Source organism: Robiginitalea marina (genome assembly GCF_024006985.1).
In the GTDB taxonomy this organism is placed as follows: Bacteria; Bacteroidota; Bacteroidia; order Flavobacteriales; family Flavobacteriaceae; genus Robiginitalea; species Robiginitalea marina.
The window spans coordinates 15,184-32,532 of sequence record NZ_JAMXIB010000014.1 but is presented as its reverse complement, the minus strand read 5'-3'; the positions used below and the strand labels follow the sequence as shown (position 1 = coordinate 32,532).

The 17,349-nt window shown below is 57.2% G+C and carries 16 protein-coding genes; 12 read left to right on the top strand and 4 right to left on the bottom strand.

Translation table 11 applies throughout. The features are described from left to right. Nucleotides 1–94: 94 nt before the first annotated feature. Together truA and NG653_RS13470 are read left to right on the top strand one after the other, a co-directional pair. Entirely contained in the window at nucleotides 95–850 is a 756-nt protein-coding gene (gene truA / locus NG653_RS13475; RefSeq protein WP_252742244.1) for a tRNA pseudouridine(38-40) synthase TruA, read from the top strand. Beyond that, entirely contained in the window at nucleotides 837–2,603 is a 1,767-nt protein-coding gene (locus NG653_RS13470; protein ID WP_252742243.1) for an ABC transporter ATP-binding protein, read from the top strand. The genes truA and NG653_RS13470 overlap by 14 nt, the downstream gene beginning before the upstream one ends. On the opposite strand, the gene NG653_RS13465 is transcribed toward NG653_RS13470, so the two are convergent. Genes NG653_RS13465 through folP form a run of 3 tightly spaced genes read right to left on the bottom strand, consistent with a single transcriptional unit; the run spans nucleotide 2,600 to nucleotide 5,043 of the window. After that, entirely contained in the window at nucleotides 2,600–3,376 is a 777-nt protein-coding gene (locus NG653_RS13465; protein ID WP_252742242.1) for a DUF3667 domain-containing protein, read from the bottom strand. The two genes, NG653_RS13470 and NG653_RS13465, sit on opposite strands and share 4 nt — an antisense overlap. Then, entirely contained in the window at nucleotides 3,373–4,161 is a 789-nt protein-coding gene (locus NG653_RS13460; RefSeq protein WP_252742241.1) for a diadenylate cyclase, read from the bottom strand. The genes NG653_RS13465 and NG653_RS13460 overlap by 4 nt, the downstream gene beginning before the upstream one ends. A gap of 54 nt (nucleotides 4,162–4,215) precedes the next feature. Then, a complete protein-coding gene (gene folP / locus NG653_RS13455; RefSeq protein ID WP_252742240.1) occupies nucleotides 4,216–5,043 on the bottom strand; it encodes a dihydropteroate synthase in 828 nt (275 codons plus the stop codon). Nucleotides 5,044–5,135: 92 nt separating this feature from the next. Between folP and NG653_RS13450 the strand changes: the two genes are divergently transcribed. The 9 genes from NG653_RS13450 to NG653_RS13410 all read left to right on the top strand — a co-directional run bounded on the left by NG653_RS13450 (nucleotide 5,136) and on the right by NG653_RS13410 (nucleotide 15,874). Next, nucleotides 5,136–5,699 (top strand): DUF1599 domain-containing protein, encoded by a 564-nt coding sequence (locus tag NG653_RS13450; RefSeq protein ID WP_252742239.1) that lies wholly within the window; start codon nucleotides 5,136–5,138, stop codon nucleotides 5,697–5,699. Beyond that, nucleotides 5,696–7,369 carry a BT_3928 family protein gene (locus NG653_RS13445; RefSeq protein WP_252742238.1) on the top strand — a complete coding sequence of 558 codons (1,674 nt, stop codon included), beginning with the start codon at nucleotides 5,696–5,698 and terminating at the stop codon, nucleotides 7,367–7,369. The genes NG653_RS13450 and NG653_RS13445 overlap by 4 nt, the downstream gene beginning before the upstream one ends. 14 nt (nucleotides 7,370–7,383) lie before the next feature. Continuing rightward, nucleotides 7,384–8,136 carry a triose-phosphate isomerase gene (gene tpiA / locus NG653_RS13440; RefSeq protein WP_252742237.1) on the top strand — a complete coding sequence of 251 codons (753 nt, stop codon included), beginning with the start codon at nucleotides 7,384–7,386 and terminating at the stop codon, nucleotides 8,134–8,136. Continuing rightward, nucleotides 8,123–8,983, top strand: coding sequence for a 50S ribosomal protein L11 methyltransferase (gene prmA, locus NG653_RS13435; protein ID WP_252742236.1), 861 nt, complete (start codon nucleotides 8,123–8,125; stop codon nucleotides 8,981–8,983). The genes tpiA and prmA overlap by 14 nt, the downstream gene beginning before the upstream one ends. A 110-nt stretch (nucleotides 8,984–9,093) precedes the next feature. Beyond that, nucleotides 9,094–9,369: an ATP-dependent Clp protease adaptor ClpS gene (locus tag NG653_RS13430; RefSeq protein WP_252742235.1), complete on the top strand. Its 276-nt coding sequence runs from the start codon at nucleotides 9,094–9,096 to the stop codon at nucleotides 9,367–9,369. Between the two features lie 224 nt (nucleotides 9,370–9,593). Further along, on the top strand, nucleotides 9,594–10,811 hold the full coding sequence (locus tag NG653_RS13425; RefSeq protein WP_252742234.1) for a DUF4856 domain-containing protein: 1,218 nt from the start codon (nucleotides 9,594–9,596) through the stop codon (nucleotides 10,809–10,811). A 94-nt stretch (nucleotides 10,812–10,905) separates the two neighbouring features. Further along, on the top strand, nucleotides 10,906–12,051 hold the full coding sequence (locus NG653_RS13420; protein ID WP_252742233.1) for an imelysin family protein: 1,146 nt from the start codon (nucleotides 10,906–10,908) through the stop codon (nucleotides 12,049–12,051). Next, the gene (locus NG653_RS13415; RefSeq protein ID WP_252742232.1) at nucleotides 12,052–13,419 is read left to right on the top strand and encodes an HTTM domain-containing protein; all 1,368 of its coding nucleotides are present in this window, start codon (nucleotides 12,052–12,054) and stop codon (nucleotides 13,417–13,419) included. Next, nucleotides 13,400–15,874, top strand: coding sequence for a TonB-dependent receptor domain-containing protein (locus tag NG653_RS13410; protein ID WP_252742231.1), 2,475 nt, complete (start codon nucleotides 13,400–13,402; stop codon nucleotides 15,872–15,874). The genes NG653_RS13415 and NG653_RS13410 overlap by 20 nt, the downstream gene beginning before the upstream one ends. A gap of 29 nt (nucleotides 15,875–15,903) precedes the next feature. On the opposite strand, the gene NG653_RS13405 is transcribed toward NG653_RS13410, so the two are convergent. Next, entirely contained in the window at nucleotides 15,904–16,377 is a 474-nt protein-coding gene (locus tag NG653_RS13405) for a hypothetical protein (RefSeq protein ID WP_252742230.1), read from the bottom strand. A gap of 228 nt (nucleotides 16,378–16,605) precedes the next feature. Here NG653_RS13405 and NG653_RS13400 point away from each other — a divergent pair, with 228 nt between their 5' ends. Then, nucleotides 16,606–17,292, top strand: a complete 687-nt coding sequence (locus tag NG653_RS13400) for an NADPH-dependent F420 reductase (RefSeq protein ID WP_252742229.1) — start codon at nucleotides 16,606–16,608, stop codon at nucleotides 17,290–17,292. Nucleotides 17,293–17,349 lie beyond the last annotated feature (57 nt).

Below are 17,349 nucleotides of genomic sequence, written 5' to 3'. Positions count from 1 at the left end.
ACTAAAATAATTGAAAATCAGTGAATTATTTTTTGCCTGAAGCGAGTGCCCCGGGTTCTTAGTATCTTTGCCTGTGAAATCCCAAACCCGGCCCATGCGCTACTTTATGCACTTTTCCTACCTGGGGAAACACTACCACGGTTGGCAGCGGCAGCCGGCGGCCCTTACTGTGCAGGAGGCGATGGAAGAGCGGCTTAAGCTTTTGCTGGGGGGGGAAGTGGCCCTGGTAGCCGCCGGCCGTACCGATACGGGGGTACACGCCCGGGAGATGGTGGCCCATTTCGATTGGGAAGCGCCCCTGGGCGGTGATTTCCCGGAACGGTATAATGCCTTTTTGCCGGAGGATATCGTCGTGCGCGGTATCTGCCCGGTGCTCCCGGAGGCCCATGCCCGGTTTTCGGCCCTGAGCCGCACCTACGAGTATCACCTCATCCAGCAGCGGGACCCCTTTGCGCTGGACACGGCCTGTTTTGTGCGGCAGCCCCTGGATTTTGGCCGTATGAATACTGCAGCCGCCTATTTAATGGAATTTAGCGACTTCAAGGCCTTTTCCCGCTCGCAGACCGATGTCAAAACCTATCTTTGTAAGATCACCCGGGCCGCCTGGGAACCCCGGGGGGGAGCCTGGGTGTTCACCATTACGGCAGACCGGTTTTTGCGCAACATGGTGAGGGCCGTGGTCGGCACCCTGCTCGAAGTGGGCAAGGGGCGGATCGCCCCGGAAGGCATCAAGGAAATTATCAGCAGCCGCGACCGTTCCCGGGCCGGGGTATCGGTCCCTGCAAAAGGGCTATATTTGACGGAAATAATATACCCTGAAGGCATTTACCTGACAGATGGAGAAAGATAGCGGCAAGGCATTTGACCTGTACCTGTTCAAACGGGTAATGGCATTCACAAAACCCTACCGGGGCACCTTTTACGGGACCGCCCTGGCAGCCATCCTGCTCACGGTTTTCTCGGTTCTCACCCCTATGATCCTCAAGGAGATCATCGACCAGGCCATCCCGAGGCGCGACGGGGACCTGCTTTTTGAACTCTCTGCCTGGATGGTGGCCGTGCTGGTGGGCCAGGTGGTGTGCCAGCTCCTGTTTACCTATTACGCCAACTGGCTGGGGGAATCGGTGATCAAGGACATGCGGATCACCCTGTTCCACAAGATGATCGGATTCCGCATGGCCTATTTCAGCCGTTCTTCCCTGGGGGTGCTGGTTACCCGGTCCGTCGCCGACCTGCAGCGCATCGGGGAGATCTTCTCCCAGGGCTTTTTCATGATTGTGGCCGACCTGCTGAAGATGCTTGCCGCTTCTGCCATCATGATCTGGATGAACTGGAAGCTGGCCGTTTTGGTCTTTGCCATCCTGCCCCTTATCCTTTACGCCACCCGGATCTTCCAGCGGGCCATGAAGGTGGCCTTTACCGAGGTGAGGGCCCAGGTATCCAACCTGAACTCCTTCGTGCAGGAGCGCCTTACCGGGATGAAGATTGTACAGCTCTTTACCCGGGAGGAAATCGAGGCTGAAAAGTTCCGGAAGATCAATGAAAAGCACCAGAATGCCTGGCTGAAGACCGTCTGGTACAACTCCTTTTTCTTTCCCATCGCAGAGATCGTCACCTCCCTGGCCATCGGCCTGGTGGTCTGGTATGGCGGTTTGCAGAACATCGTGGACGCCGGGGCCGATATTGCCGGGACCCTTTTTGCCTTCATCCTGCTTATCGAGATGCTCTTCCGGCCCTTGCGGCAACTGGCCGACAAGTTCAACACCCTGCAGATGGGGATGGTGGCGGCAGGCCGGGTTTTCAAGATCCTGGATACCGAAAGCCGCATCGAAGATACAGGTACCCTGGAGGTAAGCCATATGGAAGGGGCCATTGAGTTTCGGGACGTCCGTTTCGGCTACGAGGCCGATGAGGAAGTGCTCCACGGGATATCTTTTGCCGTGAAACCCGGGCAGAAGGTCGCCATCGTCGGTTCCACCGGGGCCGGGAAGTCGACCATCATCAACCTGCTGAACCGGTTCTACGACATCCATTCGGGGACCATCCTGCTCGACGGGAAGGACATCAGGGAGTATACCCTCGCCTCCCTGAGGAATAACATTGCCGTGGTGCTGCAGGATGTATTCCTCTTTGCCGACACCATTGCGAACAACATCGCCCTGAAAGACCCAGGGGTTTCCATAGACGATATTGAGGCGGCGGCCCGGCAGATCGGGGTACACGACTTTATCAGCAGCCTCCCCGGCGGGTATCAATATAACGTGAAGGAACGGGGTACCATGCTCTCCAGCGGGCAGCGCCAGCTGATCGCCTTCCTAAGGGCCTATATGCGCAACCCCAGCATCCTGGTGCTCGACGAGGCCACCTCTTCGATAGACACCTATTCGGAGCAGCTGATCCAGAAGGCTTCGGAGAAGGTTACCGAGGGCCGGACCTCCATTATCATCGCCCACCGGCTGGCCACGGTAAAGAAAGCGGATACCATTTTAGTGCTCGATAAGGGCCACATTGTGGAGACCGGCACGCACCAGGCCCTCCTCGATAAAAAAGGGTACTACAGCAAGCTCTACGAGGCCCAGTTCATGGTGGAGGAAGTCGCCTAGCCGGCAGGCAGGAAATCTTCAAAGGATACTACCCCCAAGAGTACCAGTACCACATTGATGGTGATGGATAACCCCATGTAGCCGATAAATAAAAGGGCCAGGAACACGATGCTGCGCACCACGGCGATGCCCCGCCCATAGCGGTGGACCCGAAGCAGGGCATAAAGGGAATACAGGAACATGAACACCAGCATCCCCATGGAATAGCCCATGTAATTTCTCGGATCCAGCAGCAGGATGGCTACGCTGAAAGGAAAGGAGAGCAGGGAGTAATGGGCCAGGGAGTAGGTGGCCGAAACGAGGTGTTCCGGAAGGTTATACCCCCTCTGGTTGAAGGACAGGATGGCCGCCAGGGCGATCACCGGGATGTAGAGCAGGAAAAAAAAGGAATTGTATTCCAGGATGGTGTCAAAGACCTTCCGCGTGGCTGCTGTGGCCCCGGTACCCATCATATCCAGGTCTATCCGCTCCAGGGCATAGACCTTCATGATGAAATAGATGAGCCCGGAAAGGGCCAGGGACACCCCGAGGTAGCTGATGGGGTTCATAAACCGCCGGCGCAGCCCTTCCATATACCCGTCAATAACGGCCTCCGGTTTAAATGTCAGGGCCTTGAAGGTGCGGAAAAAGGAATTCTCCAGGTTGAAGAACCGCTCGTAGATGTCCGTAAACAGACTGCTGAAATCGATGCGTTTTACCTGGGCTTTGGCCCCGCAGCCCGGGCAATACAGGAAATCGGTGCGCAGGGTCCCTTCACAATTTTTGCAGGTCATGTGCTGAGGTCCTTGCGGAGCATCCGCTCCAGTTCTTCCATGTCTTTATACAGTACGAATTCTCCGTTTTTGATGTAGGAGATAAGGCCGGTTTCTTCGCTGACCACCAGGGCCAGGGCGTCGGTGCGTTCGGTGATGCCGATGGCTGCCCGGTGGCGCAACCCGTAGCGCTGGGGGATGGACCGCTCCCGGGAGACCGGCAGGATTACCCGCGTGGCCACGATGGTATTGCCCTTGATGATGGCTGCCCCGTCGTGCAGGGGGCTGTTCTTGAAAAAGATGCTTTCTACGATCGGCTGGTTCACCTCAATCTGCATGGGGTCCCCGGAGGAGCGGATAAAATCCAGGGAGGTGTCGCGCTCCACGACCACCAGGGCCCCGGTGCCGGTCTTTCCCATGGTCTCGCAGGCGGCCAGCAGCCCTTCCACGTCCAGGTCGGTACTGACCCCTTCCTGGCGGAGGAACCGGAAATGTTTCACCAGGCGGCGCTTGTTGGCAAAATTCGTGGACCCCAAAACGAGGAGGAACTTGCGGATCTCCTGCTGGAAGACGATGATCAGGGCGATCAGGCCCACCTGCATAAAACCGCCCACCATGCTGGAGGTCATTTGCATGTCCAAGAGCTCGGTCCCTTTCCAGAAGGCCCAGATAATGACGATGCCGATAAAGATGTTGATGGCTACCGTGCCGCGGACCAGGCGGTACAGGTAGAAAAGCAGGATGGCCACCAGCAGGATATCGATCAGGTCGGTAACCCCAAAATCCAGAAAATTAAGAAAGTCCAATCCCAGCAGGTTTTTGTAAAAGTAGAAAAATTACAGGACCTGGCGTCCCTGTTTTCAGGCCCCCGTAAAGGCTTCCCAAAGGCGGATGCACTCCACGGCTTCCTTTACGTCATGCACCCGAAGCAGTTGCGCCCCGCCTTCCAGGGCCAGCATGTGAAGGGCAGTGGTCCCGTTGAGGGCATCGCCGGGGCCGCCCCCGAGCGTTTTATAGACCATCGATTTACGGCTTAGGCCTGCCAGGAGCGGGGCGCGGAGCGTCTGGAATTCATTCAGGGACCGGAGCAGGCGGAAATTCTGTTCCCGGGTCTTGGCGAACCCAAAGCCCGGGTCCACAATACAGTCCGTAATCCCCAGCGCCCTGGCGGCGGCCAGGCGCTCCGAAAAATAATGCAGGACCTCGCCGACCAGATCGTCGTAATGGGTTTCGCGGGCCATGGTCTGGGGGGTGCCCTTCATGTGCATCATCACATAGGGCACCTGCCGCTGGGCCACCAGAGGGAGCATGTTTTGGTCCCTCAGGCCCGCGCTGATGTCGTTCACCATGGCCGCCCCGGCATCCAGGGCCTCCCGGGCCACCCTGCTGCGGAAGGTGTCCACCGAGATCCGGGCCCCGGGGAATTCCACCAGGAGGCCTTCAATGACGGGCACCACCCGCCGCAGTTCCTCCTCTTCCCCCACATCGGCAGCTCCCGGCCGGGAACTGTACCCGCCTACATCGATGAAATCGGCCCCGGCCGCCAACATCGCTTCTGCCTGCCGCATGGCCAGGTAGGGGTCCCAGAAGGAGCCCCCATCGAAAAAGGAATCTGGCGTACAGTTCAGGATGCCCATTACCCGGGGCTGGCTGAGGTCGAGGAGTTCCCCCCGGCAACAAATGGTCATAATTCGATACCTTTGGAATGCATTATGGACAACACCGTATAAAATGGTACTTTTGACGGGGTGCGCCCCGGGCGGAAAATTACGCAAAATCTATGAAGGAAACTTCCCAAGCCTATGACGCCGTCATCAGCCGGTGCCGGGACCTGTTCCAGCGGAAAATGAAAGACTACGGGGCCGCCTGGCGGATCCTGCGCCTGCCTTCCCTGACGGACCAGATCTTTATCAAGGCCCAGCGTATCCGCAGCCTGCAGGAAAAAGAGGAACGACGCGTGGCCGAAGGGGAACGGGCCGAATTCATCGGCATTATCAATTATTCGGTGATGGCCCTGATCCAGCTGGAGCTGGGGGTGGCGGAAATGCCCGACCTCGACCCGGGCCGGGCCGTTGCCCTTTACGACCGGCAGGTGGGCCTCACCAAAGCCCTGATGGAAGCCAAGAACCACGATTACGGGGAGGCCTGGAGGGAAATGCGGGTGTCGTCCCTGACTGACCTGATTCTGCAGAAACTGCTCCGGGTCAAACAGATCGAAAACAACAAGGGCCTGACCGAGGTCAGCGAAGGGGTCGAAGCCAATTACCAGGACATGATCAACTATGCGGTGTTCGCCCTGATCCACCTCGGGGAGGAGCCCGGGGAAAACAGCCCTGCAACATGAAATACGCCATAACCTGTGCCCGCATCCTGGTAGGGGTGCTGTTCATCGTCAGCGGGCTCATCAAACTCAATGACCCCCTGGGGTTTTCCTTTAAGCTGGAGGAATACTTCAGCCCGGCCGTGCTGGACCTGCCTTTTTTGGAGCCTTATGCCCTCGCTCTGGCCCTCTTTGTCGTGGTCCTGGAAGTCATCCTTGGGGTGACCCTCCTGCTGGGGTTCCGGATCCAACTGACCCTGTGGACCCTGCTGGCCACCATCGCATTTTTCACCTTCCTTACCTTTTATTCGGCTTACTTCAACAAGGTCACCGATTGCGGGTGTTTTGGCGATGCCGTAAAGCTGACCCCCTGGCAATCCTTCGGGAAGGATGTGATCCTGCTGGTGCTGATCCTGTTCCTCCTCGCTGGAAAAAAACACATCAGGCCCCTTGGAACCCCCGGGTTCCGGCTCTGGGCCACCCTGGTGGCCCTGGTGGCCTGCATCTGGTTTGGAAACCATGTGCTGAACCACCTTCCGGTGGTGGATTTCCGCCCCTATGCCGTGGGTAAAAGCATCCCTGAGGGGATGGTTGTCCCGGAGGATGCCCCCAAACCCGTTTATGAGTACCGCTGGAAATTCCGGGTAGACGGGAAGGAAGAAATCATGACCACCCTGGGCGATTATCCTGAGGTAAAAGGGGAGTTCATCGGCCTTGAAGGTACGCGGGAAATACAGGCAGGGTACGAGCCCCCCATCCACGATTTTACCATGGAGTTTGACGGGCAGGACCTGGCCCCCTTCCTCCTGCAGCGAAAAAACCTCCTCATGGTAGTGGCCTATGACCTGGCCAAAAGCAATGCGGAGGCCTTTGCGGAACTCAGCAGGGTAACGGATACAGCCCTTGCCCGCGGTTATGCCGTAGTCGGGCTGTCGGCCTCTTCCAAAGCGGCGACCACGGCCCTCAAAGACACTTTCAACCTGCATTTCCCCTTTTATTTTACCGACATGACCGCCCTGAAGACCATCGTCCGCTCCAACCCCGGGGTGTTGCGCCTGGAGCAGGGTAACATCCGGCAAAAACTGCACTACAACGACCTGGAGGAACTGGAACTCCCCCCCCTGGATGACGAGGCCCGCTTTGACCTCCCCCTGAAACGGGCCCTGGACAGTGTGCTGGAATTGGACCAGAAATACCGGGCCGAAATGGATTTTGAATCCTGGCGCAAACAAGTGGCCCTGGACAGCGCCAACCTCCGTACCATCGATTCCATAATGGCCATATACGGCTACCCCGGGAAAACCCTGGTGGGGGTGCCGGCCAACCTGGCGGCCTGGTACGTAATCCAGCATTCCAACCGGATAGACGAATTTTTGCCGCAGATCCGGATAGCGGCCGAAACCGGGGAATTGCCCTACCGGCTGTATGCCATGATGCTCGACCGGTCCTTAATGGGCCAGGATAAACCCCAGCGTTACGGTACCCAGGGGATGTCCTATTTTACCGGGACGCCGGAAGAGGTCAGCCTGATCTGGCCCATAGAAGACCCCGAAAATGTAAACGCCCGAAGGGAGCAGGCCGGATTCAGCCAGACCGTGGAGGCCTACGGCAAAGACCTGTTCGGGCCTGAGTTTGAATACCGGCCCTATACCCTGGAAGAGGCCCTTGAGATCAGGGCCAAACAGAACCCATAAAAAACCCAGAAAACATGAGAACGAAAATCGTAGCCGGAAACTGGAAAATGAACCTCAACGCAGGGCAGACCCAAACCCTTTTGCAAGAGCTTATCTCCCAGTTGCCGCAAACCAGCGCCGCCGTAATGGTAGCTCCCCCCTTTGTAAACCTCCCCCAGGCATTGAGCCAGTTGCAGGGCCTGCCCGTGGAGGTGGTGGCCCAGAACATGCATTATGCCGACAGCGGGGCTTTCACCGGGGAGATCTCTGCAGATATGTTGGTGAGCATTGGTGTAAAAACGGTCATCCTCGGCCACTCCGAACGCCGGGCCTATTTTGGGGAAGACGACGGCATGTTGGCCAAAAAAGTGGCAAAGGCAGTAGAAAAGGGGATGAAGGTGATCTTTTGTTTCGGGGAAGAATTGCCCGACCGGTATGAAGGGCGGCACTTTGAAGTGGTCCAACGCCAGCTCCGCAATGCCCTCTTTGCTTTGCCGGAAGGCGCCTGGAGGCAGCTCATCCTGGCCTATGAGCCGGTCTGGGCCATTGGCACCGGGGAAACCGCCTCCCCGGAGCAGGCGCAGGAAATGCATGCGTTTATAAGGGAGCAGGTGGCCGGGGCCTATTCCCGGCCTGTGGCCGATGCGGTGTCCATCCTGTATGGGGGCAGCGTAAAACCCGGCAATGCTGCCGAGATCTTCTCCAAGCCCGATGTAGACGGGGGGCTGATCGGCGGGGCTTCCCTGGTTGCAACCGATTTCCTGGCCATCGTCAATGCCTTCCGGTAACGCCCCCGACTCCATACGCTATCTCCGGTGTACCCTGGAATTGGATCCGGTGCAGCCCGCTTCGGAGATTTTCATCGCAGCGCTTTCCGAACTGGGTTTTGAGAGCTTTGAGGAAACGGAAACGGGCCTCAATGCCTATATCAGGGAACCTTTATGGAAGGAAGCGGATTTTCTGGATTTACCCTACCTGGCAAGCCCTGCCTGGAAGGTCGGCTATACCATTGAGCCCATAGAACCCGAAAACTGGAACGCCGTCTGGGAACGGGAGTATGAACCCATAGAGGTCGGGGAACGATGCCGGGTGCGGGCCCCCTTTCACCCGAAGGTGGCGGGGATCCCATACGAGATTGAGATTGCCCCCAAAATGAGCTTTGGCACCGGCCACCACCAGACCACCTGGCTGATGCTGGACTACCTTCTGGATCTGGACCTTCAGGGAAAGGAGGTGGTCGACATGGGTTCGGGCACCGGGGTGCTGGCCATCCTGGCGGCCATGCGCGGGGCTTCCCGGGTGACGGCCATCGACATCGATCCGTGGGCCTTTGAAAATTGCCGGGAAAACATCCTGCGCAACGGGCAGCCTCAGGTCGAAGTCCTGCAGGGCGATGCCGGCCTTCTGGCGGGGCGGCAATTCGATGTAGTGCTGGCCAATATCAATAAGAATATCCTCCTTGCCGACCTGCCGGCCTATGCCGGGGCCCTGGCCCCTGGGGGGCAGGTGCTGCTCAGCGGATTCTACAGGGCCGACCTGCCCGACCTCCGGGAGGCGGCGCAGGCGGTGGGGCTCCATTACCTGGAGTTCAGGGAAAGGGAGGCCTGGACAGCTGCTCTCTTTGAAAAGGGCTGAAGGGCCCTGGCCGGGGTTTGCAGATGCGAAGCTGCGGGCGTATCACCGCCTTTTGAGATTTGGCATGCTGGGAAAAAAAAATTACTATATTCGTACCAAAGCCATTGACCATGAGTGCGAAGGAACGTTTACAGGAATCCCTTCTGGTCGACCAGAAGGAAAAGGACCTCCACGAAATTGTGCTCTTCAATGACGAGGTGAATACGTTTGACCACGTCATCCAGACCCTGATCGAGGTGTGCGAACATACCCCCGAGCAGGCTGAGCAATGCTCGCTGATTGTCCATTACAATGGTAAGTGCACCGTAAAGACCGGGGAGTTAGACGACCTGAAGCCCAGGTGCACCCGCCTGCTGGAGGCCGGCCTGAGCGCAGAACTCGTTTAGCTTCAGTTCGATACAGCTTTCTTTAGCCCCTCCCATGGGGCAGCCGGGCTTCTTGGATGCCCTGGGGATTTCCGCCTCCTTTTCAGAGGCTGGAAGAAGCTACCCCCACCGCCTAGTGTTAAACCTTCTGTTTATTTAGATTTATTATAAACAAAGCTTGCTGAAGAGCGGATGCTTTGCTATTTTCGCCTCATAATATTTAACCAATCTAAATAAACAAAGAAATGAAGCGGTTTTTATTGTTTCCTGCTTTGATCCTGACCTTCCTGACCGGGTGCTCCGACGACAACGAAGATGATCCTTTTGAAAATGGTATCGAAATCCCTGCTACCTATGTTTTCCAGCGCGACGGGGAGAGCACGGTAAGCTTCAGCGGGCAGACCACCCGAATCCTGATGGCGGAAGAAATCATCGATAAAATGATGGATCCGTCCTCCACGGCGCAAATGTTAAAGGATATGTATGCCCACCAGGAGGGGAATCCCGATTTTTCCGATCCGGCCCTGAATGCTTCCGCCAATAATGTACGGAGCAAAACCGCCGCCTCTTTCGACTATTTTTCTTCCAATGCCACCAACCAAGCGCTGATCCGGGCAGATTTTGAGTCCTGGATCGATATCCAGGTCAACGAGGTCTTCCCGAACTGGAACAGCGCCGCTGCCCCGGGGGTGGCCGGCCAGATCGCCGATGGTACCGCTACCCGCTATGTCGACGGACGGGGCCTGGAAATGGACCAGTTGTTCAACAAAAGCCTGATCGGGGCCCTTATGGTCGACCAGATCCTGAATAATTACGTCAGCGCCAATTTTATCGATGCGGGCACCCAGCGGGACGATAATGACAACAAAGTCCCTGAAGCGGGGAGGAACTATACCGCCATGGAGCACGACTGGGACGAGGCCTACGGATACGCTTTCGGTACCGCCCAGGACCTGGCAGACCCCAGGCCGACGATTGGCCTCGATGACAGCTTCCTCAATAAATATATCGGCAGGACAGAAGGCGATCCTGATTTTGCCGGGATTACGGAAGCGATCTTTGAGGCTTTCAAAGTGGGCCGTGCTGCGATTGTAGCAGGGGACTATGAGGTCAGGGATGCCCAGGCCGAAATCTTGCGGAAACTCATCTCCGAAATTGTGGGCATCCGGGCCGTCTATTACCTGGAGCAGGCCAAACTCGCCCTGCAGCAACCCACCCCCGATTTTGGGGGTGCCTTCCACGACCTTTCCGAGGGATACGGGTTTATATACAGCCTGCAGTTTACCCGCCGGCCGAACTCCAATGTACCCTATTTCAACAAGGCAGAAGTGGACGGCTTCCTGGCAGATTTGCTGGATGACGGCCCGAACGGCCTGTGGGATGTAACCCCCGCCACCCTGGATGCGCTTTCTGCAGCCATAGCCGGGCGCTTCGAATTTACCATAGCACAGGCGGGAAGCTGATTGCCGAAGGGATGTGGCAGCCGGTTTCCGGCCGGGGGGCTGCCTTCATTTTGCCAAACTTTACCTATTATTGCACGAGCAAAATAAAACTTGCATGAAACGATTCTGGTATCTTTTTGTACTTACGGCAGGCCTCCTTTGGGCCTGCAGTTCAGATGGCTCAGATGACCCCAACCCGCCAACTGACGGCGGAAACAACGGGGGCGGGGGCAATGGGGTCACCTTTGACCGGGGCGCCATGCTGGAGAACTGGGCCGACAATATCATTATCCCGGCGTATGAGGCCTTCCTGGGGGACCTGGATGCCCTTCAGGCTTCCTTCGAAAGTTTCCGGACCACCCCGGACCAGGCCGGGCTGGAAGCCCTGAGGGCATCCTGGCTGCAGGCTTACCTGGAATGGCAGCGCGTTTCCATGTTCGAGATCGGGCCGGCCGAACAGGACGGGCTGAGGCTTAATGTCAACACCTACCCGGCCGACGTGGCCCTGATCGAAAGCCATGTTTCCAGCGGCACCTATGACTTTAACCTCCCCTCCAACCGGGACGCCAAGGGTTTCCCGGCCCTGGACTATTTGCTCAACGGCCTGGGCGCCACCGATGCCGAAATCCTGGCGGCGTTTTCCTCCACCCCTAACTACGCCCAGTACGTGGAGGACATTTTGGCGGATATCGATACCCGCGTTCGCGCGGTTTCGGATGCCTGGAAGGGCGGATTCCGGGATACGTTTGTGGCGAGTGACGGGGCCTCGGCAACGGCGTCCACCGACCGGTTTGTAAACGATTATATCTTCTATTACGAGAAATTCCTGAGGGCCGGAAAGATGGGCATTCCCCTGGGGGTGTTTACGGGTACCCCGGCCCCCCAGACCCTGGAAGCTTTTTACAGCCCGGGTATCGGGAACCTCCTCTTCCTGGAAGGCCTGGACGCCGTTCAGGATTTTTTCAATGGCCGGCATGTGGGTTCCACCCAGCAGGGCGAGAGCCTGGCCTCTTACCTACGGGCCCTGAACACAGTCAAAAACGGGGTGGCCCTGGATGTGGTCATCAATGACCAGTTCGATACCGCGCGGGACATGGTGACCGCCCTGCAGGCCTTCAAAACGGAAATCGAGGAAAATACCCCGCCAACGGATATGTTGATGGCCTATGACGAGGTGCAACGGGTCGTTCCCCTGTTAAAAGTCGATATGGTATCGGCCATGAGCATCGCCATCGACTTTGTGGACGCCGATGGCGACTAAATGGCACCCGGCCTTACGACATACCTGAAGCGCACCACGGAGGCCGCCCCTTTGGCGGTCTTTCGCATCTTCTTCGGGTTGATGATGGCCATCAGCATCGTGCGTTTCTGGGCCTACGGCTGGATCGAAAAGCTCTACCTCGAACCCAAATTCCATTTTTCCTACTACGGGTTTGGATGGGTAAAGCCCCTGGGGCCCTGGACCTATTTGCTGTTTATCACCTGCGGGGTGGCCGCCCTGATGGTGGCCCTCGGCTACAAATACCGCTGGGCCATCCTTGTGTTTTTCCTGTCCTTCACCTACATCGAGCTGATGGACAAAACCACGTACCTGAACCACTACTATTTCATCAGCCTCCTTTCCTTCCTGATGATCTTCCTCCCGGCCAACGCCTATTATTCCCTGGATGCCTGGAAGGACCCGGCCCGGCGCTTCCAGCAGGTACCGGCCTGGAGCGTGGATGCGGTGAAGCTGCTTTTGGGGATCGTGTATTTTTACGCCGGGCTGGCCAAGCTGAATTCCGATTGGCTGGTGCACGCCATGCCCCTCAAAATATGGCTACCTTCCAAATACGATGCCCCCCTGATCGGCCCGCTAATGGGTTATGAATGGGTGCACTATGGCTTTAGCTGGGCAGGTGCCCTCTACGACCTGAGCATCCCGTTCCTGTTGCTTTACAAACCCACGCGGTGGTTTGCCTTTGCCCTGGTGGTCGTCTTCCACGCCCTTACCCGTATCCTGTTTCCCATCGGCATGTTCCCGTATATCATGATTGTTAGTGCCCTGATCTTTTTTGAGGCCGGGATACACCACCGCATCCTTGGGTTTTTCACCCGCCTGCTGCGGATAGACGCTTCGCGCTTCAACAACGGGAAGGCATTCAGGCTGGAACCGGTGTTTTCCCGCAGGCTCTGCCTCGGGGTCCTCGGCATATTTTTCGCCTTCCAGCTCCTGTTCCCCTGGAGGTACCTGTTGTACCCCGGGGAACTCTTCTGGACGGAGGAAGGCTATCGCTTCTCGTGGCGGGTGATGCTGATGGAAAAATCGGGCTATGCCCAGTTTAAAGTGGTCGATGGGCAGAGCGGCCGCTGGTTTTATGTAGACAACACCGACTTCCTGACCCCTTTCCAGGAAAAGCAGATGGGCTTCCAGCCCGATTTCATCCTGGAATACGCCCACTTCCTCAAAAAGCATTTTGAGGCCCAGGGCCACCGGGAGGTATCGGTTTACGTGGAGAGCTATGTGGCCCTGAACGGCAGGTTAAGCCGGCCTTACATCGACCCCGGGGTGGATCTGGCTGCTGAGCGCGAATCCCTGCGTCACAAAACATGGATTTTGAAATTTGACGATGAGATCAAAGGCATTTAGAGTACTGTACATTTTATTTCTGCTTTTCTCCGGCTTCGGGGCCTCTGCCCAGCTGAGCCTTACAGGAAAGGTCACCAACCCCCAGGGCCAGCCCCTTGCGGGGGCGGAAGCCTACCTGAAAGAACCCGGGGTGCAGACCGCAGCCGACAGCCAGGGGCGTTTCCGCTTCGACGGCCTCGCTTCGGGGACATATACCCTGGTGGTGTTCGCCTTTGAATACCAGGTCTATGAATCCCGGGTGGAACTCCGGGAAAACCGCGAACTCGCTGTGGGCTTGCAGTACCTGAGTATGGAATTGTCAGAAGTGGTGCTGAGCCAGCAACGGGAACAGCGCTTCGCCCTGCAGCGGCTGAAAAAGGTGGAAGGGACGGCCCTGTTTGCAGGCAAAAAGAGCGAGGTCATTTTAGTCGACAACCTTACGGGCAACCTGGCCGCCAACAACCCGCGGCAGGTGTATAACCAGGTGGTGGGCCTGAATATTTTCGACTACGGCGACGCCGGCCTGCAACTGAATATCGGGGGGCGGGGCCTGGATCCGAACCGGACGGCGAATTTCAATGTCAGGCAGAACGGCTATGACATCAGTGCGGATGCCCTGGGCTACCCGGAAAGCTATTACACCCCCCCGGCGGAAGCCCTGGAACAGATACAGGTGGTGCGGGGCGCTGCTTCCCTGCAGTACGGGCCGCAATTCGGGGGACTGGTGAATTTTGTCTTTAAAAAGCCGGCCCCCGACAAAAAGATCGAATGGGTATCGCGCCAAACCCTTGGCTCCTTCGATTTCCTGACCAGTTTCAACAGCCTGTCGGGCACCCTCGGGAAATTTTCGTATTACACGTATTTCAATTACAAAGAGGGGAGCGGCTTTCGGCCGAATTCCGATTTTTCCAGCCGGAACCTTTTTGCCCACGTGGGGTACCAGCTCAGTTCCGACACGAAGATTTCCTTTGAGGCTACCCTGCTCAATTACCTGGCCCAGCAACCTGGAGGGCTTACGGACGCACAGTTCGGGGAAGACCCGGAATTCAGCAACCGCCCAAGGAACTGGTTTGAGGTCGACTGGAGGCTTTTATCGGCCCGGCTGGAACACCGGTTTTCTCCCAGGACCGATTTCAGCCTCTATGTGGCTGCCCTGGAAGCCTCCCGCAGCGCCCTCGGCTTCCGGACCAACAGGGTCTCCCAGCCGGATGACCCTGAAGAGCCCCGGGAACTCCTGGTCGATGAGTTCCAGAACATTTCGGCGGAGGCCCGTCTGCTGAACCGCTACACGGCATGGGGCAGGGATGCGGTATTGCTGATAGGGTCCAAGTATTACCAGACCGATAACCAGCAGCAACAGGGCCCGGGCACGGCAGCGGCAAACGCCGACTTCACATTTGCCTCAGACCAGTTCCCGAATTATGAGCGGCAATCGCAGTTCGACTTCCCAAACCTGAACCTGGCCCTATTCGGGGAGAATATTTTCAACCTTTCGGACCGCTTTACCCTTACCCCGGGATTTCGCTATGAATACATCCGGACCCGGAGCGACGGCTCCTACCGGAATATTGTGCTGGATCTGGCAGGCAACCCCCTTCTGAACGAAGAAATCGAAGACAATCGCACCTTTGAACGCGATTTTTTCCTGTTCGGCCTTGGCAGCACCTATGCCCTGGGCCGGGCAGAGCTTTATGCCAATATTTCACAGAACTACCGCTCGGTCACCTTCAACGATATTCGGGTGGTGAACCCCACTTTCCAGATCGACCCGGATATTTCCGATGAAAATGGTTTCACGGCAGACCTGGGCATCCGGGGGCGGCTCAGGGAGTTCTTTTCGTATGACCTCAGCGTGTTTGGGCTGTTATACGATGACCGCCTGGGGGAAATCCTCCGCAATGAAACCCGGACGAATGCCTCGGGGGAGGAAGTGGAAACCGGGCGGGTAGTGCGCTTTCGCGGCAATATCGGTACCGCGGTAATCTACGGGTTGGAAGGCTTTGGCGACCTCGACGCCGCCCCCCTCCTGTTCCCCGGAAATGAACGGGTGCGCCTGAACGCGTTCCTGAACCTCGCCCTCACTGATTCCCGCTACACCGAGTCGAGCCAGAACAACGTGGAAGGCAACCAGGTGGAGTTTATCCCCTCGGTGAACCTGAAGACCGGCCTGCGCTTCGGCTATGGAAACCTACTGGGAAGCCTGCAGTATACATACCTCTCGGAGCAATTTACCGATGCTACCAACGCCCCCAGGGACCCGGAAGACAACCAGCGGGGCATCGAGGGGACCATCCCGGCCTATGATATCCTCGACCTTTCCTTTTCCTATGCTTTCGGGAAATTCAGGTTGGAAGCCGGCATCAACAACCTGCTGGACAATAGCTACTTTACCCGCAGGGCCACCGGATACCCCGGGCCCGGCATTATCCCGGCAGAACCGCGGACCTTTTACACCACCCTCCAGGTAAAACTGTAATTGGGATAACCCCGGGGAAAACGTGGGGGTTATTGCCGGGTATACACCTCTGCCTGCAACCCGGGCAGGTTTTCGCCAATGATATTGGTAAGGGTCAGCTCTGAGCGGTCCAAAGTGAAGAGGGTGAGGTTCCCCGTGGCGTCCGCCAGGCGGACGATGTTGCCCTGCAGGTCCCAGTTGCCGCCAGCCGTGCGGGGTTGTTCCGAACAAAAGAATTTGAAAAGCCCTCCGGTTATGGTGGTTACCACCACGTCCACCCCGCTGTAGGTCCAGGTATTGTCGGCGCGAATCTCGATCCGGGCCGAGAGACACGGGAGTTCCTCCACCACATTGGTGGTGGGCACCCCATCTTCATCGATGTCCTGGGCCGGGGAAATAGCCAGTTCCGTCAGGTTCCAGGTCCCGATAACCAGGTCGAGGTCGGGGTTGGGCCCGGACCCGCCGTCATCGTCGGAGCAACCCAATAAGGCAACCCCAATCAGCAATGCGAAAATTCGTTTCATGAAAGGTTCCCGGCTGCCGTTGGTTACCTGCACCCGGTACCCCCTAAGATAGTGATTTCTGTCTACAGACAATGGGTAATCTTGGAGGCCTGCGCGCTGCACAGGGGAATTGCCCGTGTTTTTTTACAGGCAATTTGGGGGTAGGGGATACCGGGTTTTTTTGTAAATTTCTTCTGATTGAACAGCGCAACGCTTGCCTTACCCGTTGCATAAACTCATCCTGAACCTATGAAAGTAACGATCCTCGGAAGCGGAGCCGTCGGCCAGGCGCTGGCGACCCGGGTGAATGAACTGGGCCATGAGGTTTGCATGGCCACCCGCGACCCTGAGATAACCCGGTCGCGCACGGAACCCAATCCCTTCAATGGCATTTCTTTTTCGGCCTGGCATGCCAAAAACCCGGAGATCCGGCTCTGTGCATTCCCGGAGGTGTCCCCGGATACCGATTTGCTGGTAAATGCCACGGCCGGGATGTATTCCCTCGAGGCCCTGGAAGCGGTCGGAGCCGCCGCGTTGTCGGGAAAAACCCTGTTGGATGTGGCAAACCCCCTCGATTTTACGCGGGGCTTCCCCCCGTCCCTGACCGTATGCAATACTGATTCCCTCGGGGAACAAATTCAGCGCAGGTATCCCGATTCCCACGTGGTAAAGGCGCTGAACACCCTGAATTTTAATGTGATGGTTACCCCTGAGCTGGTTCCCGGCGAACACCAGGTATTCCTTTGCGGCAATCATGCCGGAGCCAAGCGGCAGGTTTCCGGGCTGCTTCAGGAAATGGGCTGGCCTGCGCACCGGATCCTGGACCTTGGGGGCATTGAATCGAGCAGGGGGACTGAAATGCTGATGCCCATGACCTTTTCCCTGATGGGCGCCCTGGGGTCACCCATAATGAATTACCATATTGAAAGGCCCTGATCGGTTTAAAAATAACGGAGTTTTAACGCCAGCGCCCTTGAAATTACCCTCCTTTTT

Excerpts from the sequence above, each read along its gene's own strand:
- truA (WP_252742244.1), top strand. The coding sequence starts at position 95 with ATGCGCTACTTTATGCACTTTTCCTACCTGGGGAAACACTACCACGGT.
- NG653_RS13470 (WP_252742243.1), top strand. The coding sequence starts at position 837 with ATGGAGAAAGATAGCGGCAAGGCATTTGACCTGTACCTGTTCAAACGG.
- NG653_RS13465 (WP_252742242.1), bottom strand. The coding sequence starts at position 3,376 with ATGACCTGCAAAAATTGTGAAGGGACCCTGCGCACCGATTTCCTGTAT.
- folP (WP_252742240.1), bottom strand. The coding sequence starts at position 5,043 with ATGACCATTTGTTGCCGGGGGGAACTCCTCGACCTCAGCCAGCCCCGG.
- NG653_RS13450 (WP_252742239.1), top strand. The coding sequence starts at position 5,136 with ATGAAGGAAACTTCCCAAGCCTATGACGCCGTCATCAGCCGGTGCCGG.
- NG653_RS13445 (WP_252742238.1), top strand. The coding sequence starts at position 5,696 with ATGAAATACGCCATAACCTGTGCCCGCATCCTGGTAGGGGTGCTGTTC.
- tpiA (WP_252742237.1), top strand. The coding sequence starts at position 7,384 with ATGAGAACGAAAATCGTAGCCGGAAACTGGAAAATGAACCTCAACGCA.
- prmA (WP_252742236.1), top strand. The coding sequence starts at position 8,123 with ATGCCTTCCGGTAACGCCCCCGACTCCATACGCTATCTCCGGTGTACC.
- NG653_RS13430 (WP_252742235.1), top strand. The coding sequence starts at position 9,094 with ATGAGTGCGAAGGAACGTTTACAGGAATCCCTTCTGGTCGACCAGAAG.
- NG653_RS13425 (WP_252742234.1), top strand. The coding sequence starts at position 9,594 with ATGAAGCGGTTTTTATTGTTTCCTGCTTTGATCCTGACCTTCCTGACC.
- NG653_RS13420 (WP_252742233.1), top strand. The coding sequence starts at position 10,906 with ATGAAACGATTCTGGTATCTTTTTGTACTTACGGCAGGCCTCCTTTGG.
- NG653_RS13415 (WP_252742232.1), top strand. The coding sequence starts at position 12,052 with ATGGCACCCGGCCTTACGACATACCTGAAGCGCACCACGGAGGCCGCC.
- NG653_RS13410 (WP_252742231.1), top strand. The coding sequence starts at position 13,400 with ATGAGATCAAAGGCATTTAGAGTACTGTACATTTTATTTCTGCTTTTC.
- NG653_RS13405 (WP_252742230.1), bottom strand. The coding sequence starts at position 16,377 with ATGAAACGAATTTTCGCATTGCTGATTGGGGTTGCCTTATTGGGTTGC.
- NG653_RS13400 (WP_252742229.1), top strand. The coding sequence starts at position 16,606 with ATGAAAGTAACGATCCTCGGAAGCGGAGCCGTCGGCCAGGCGCTGGCG.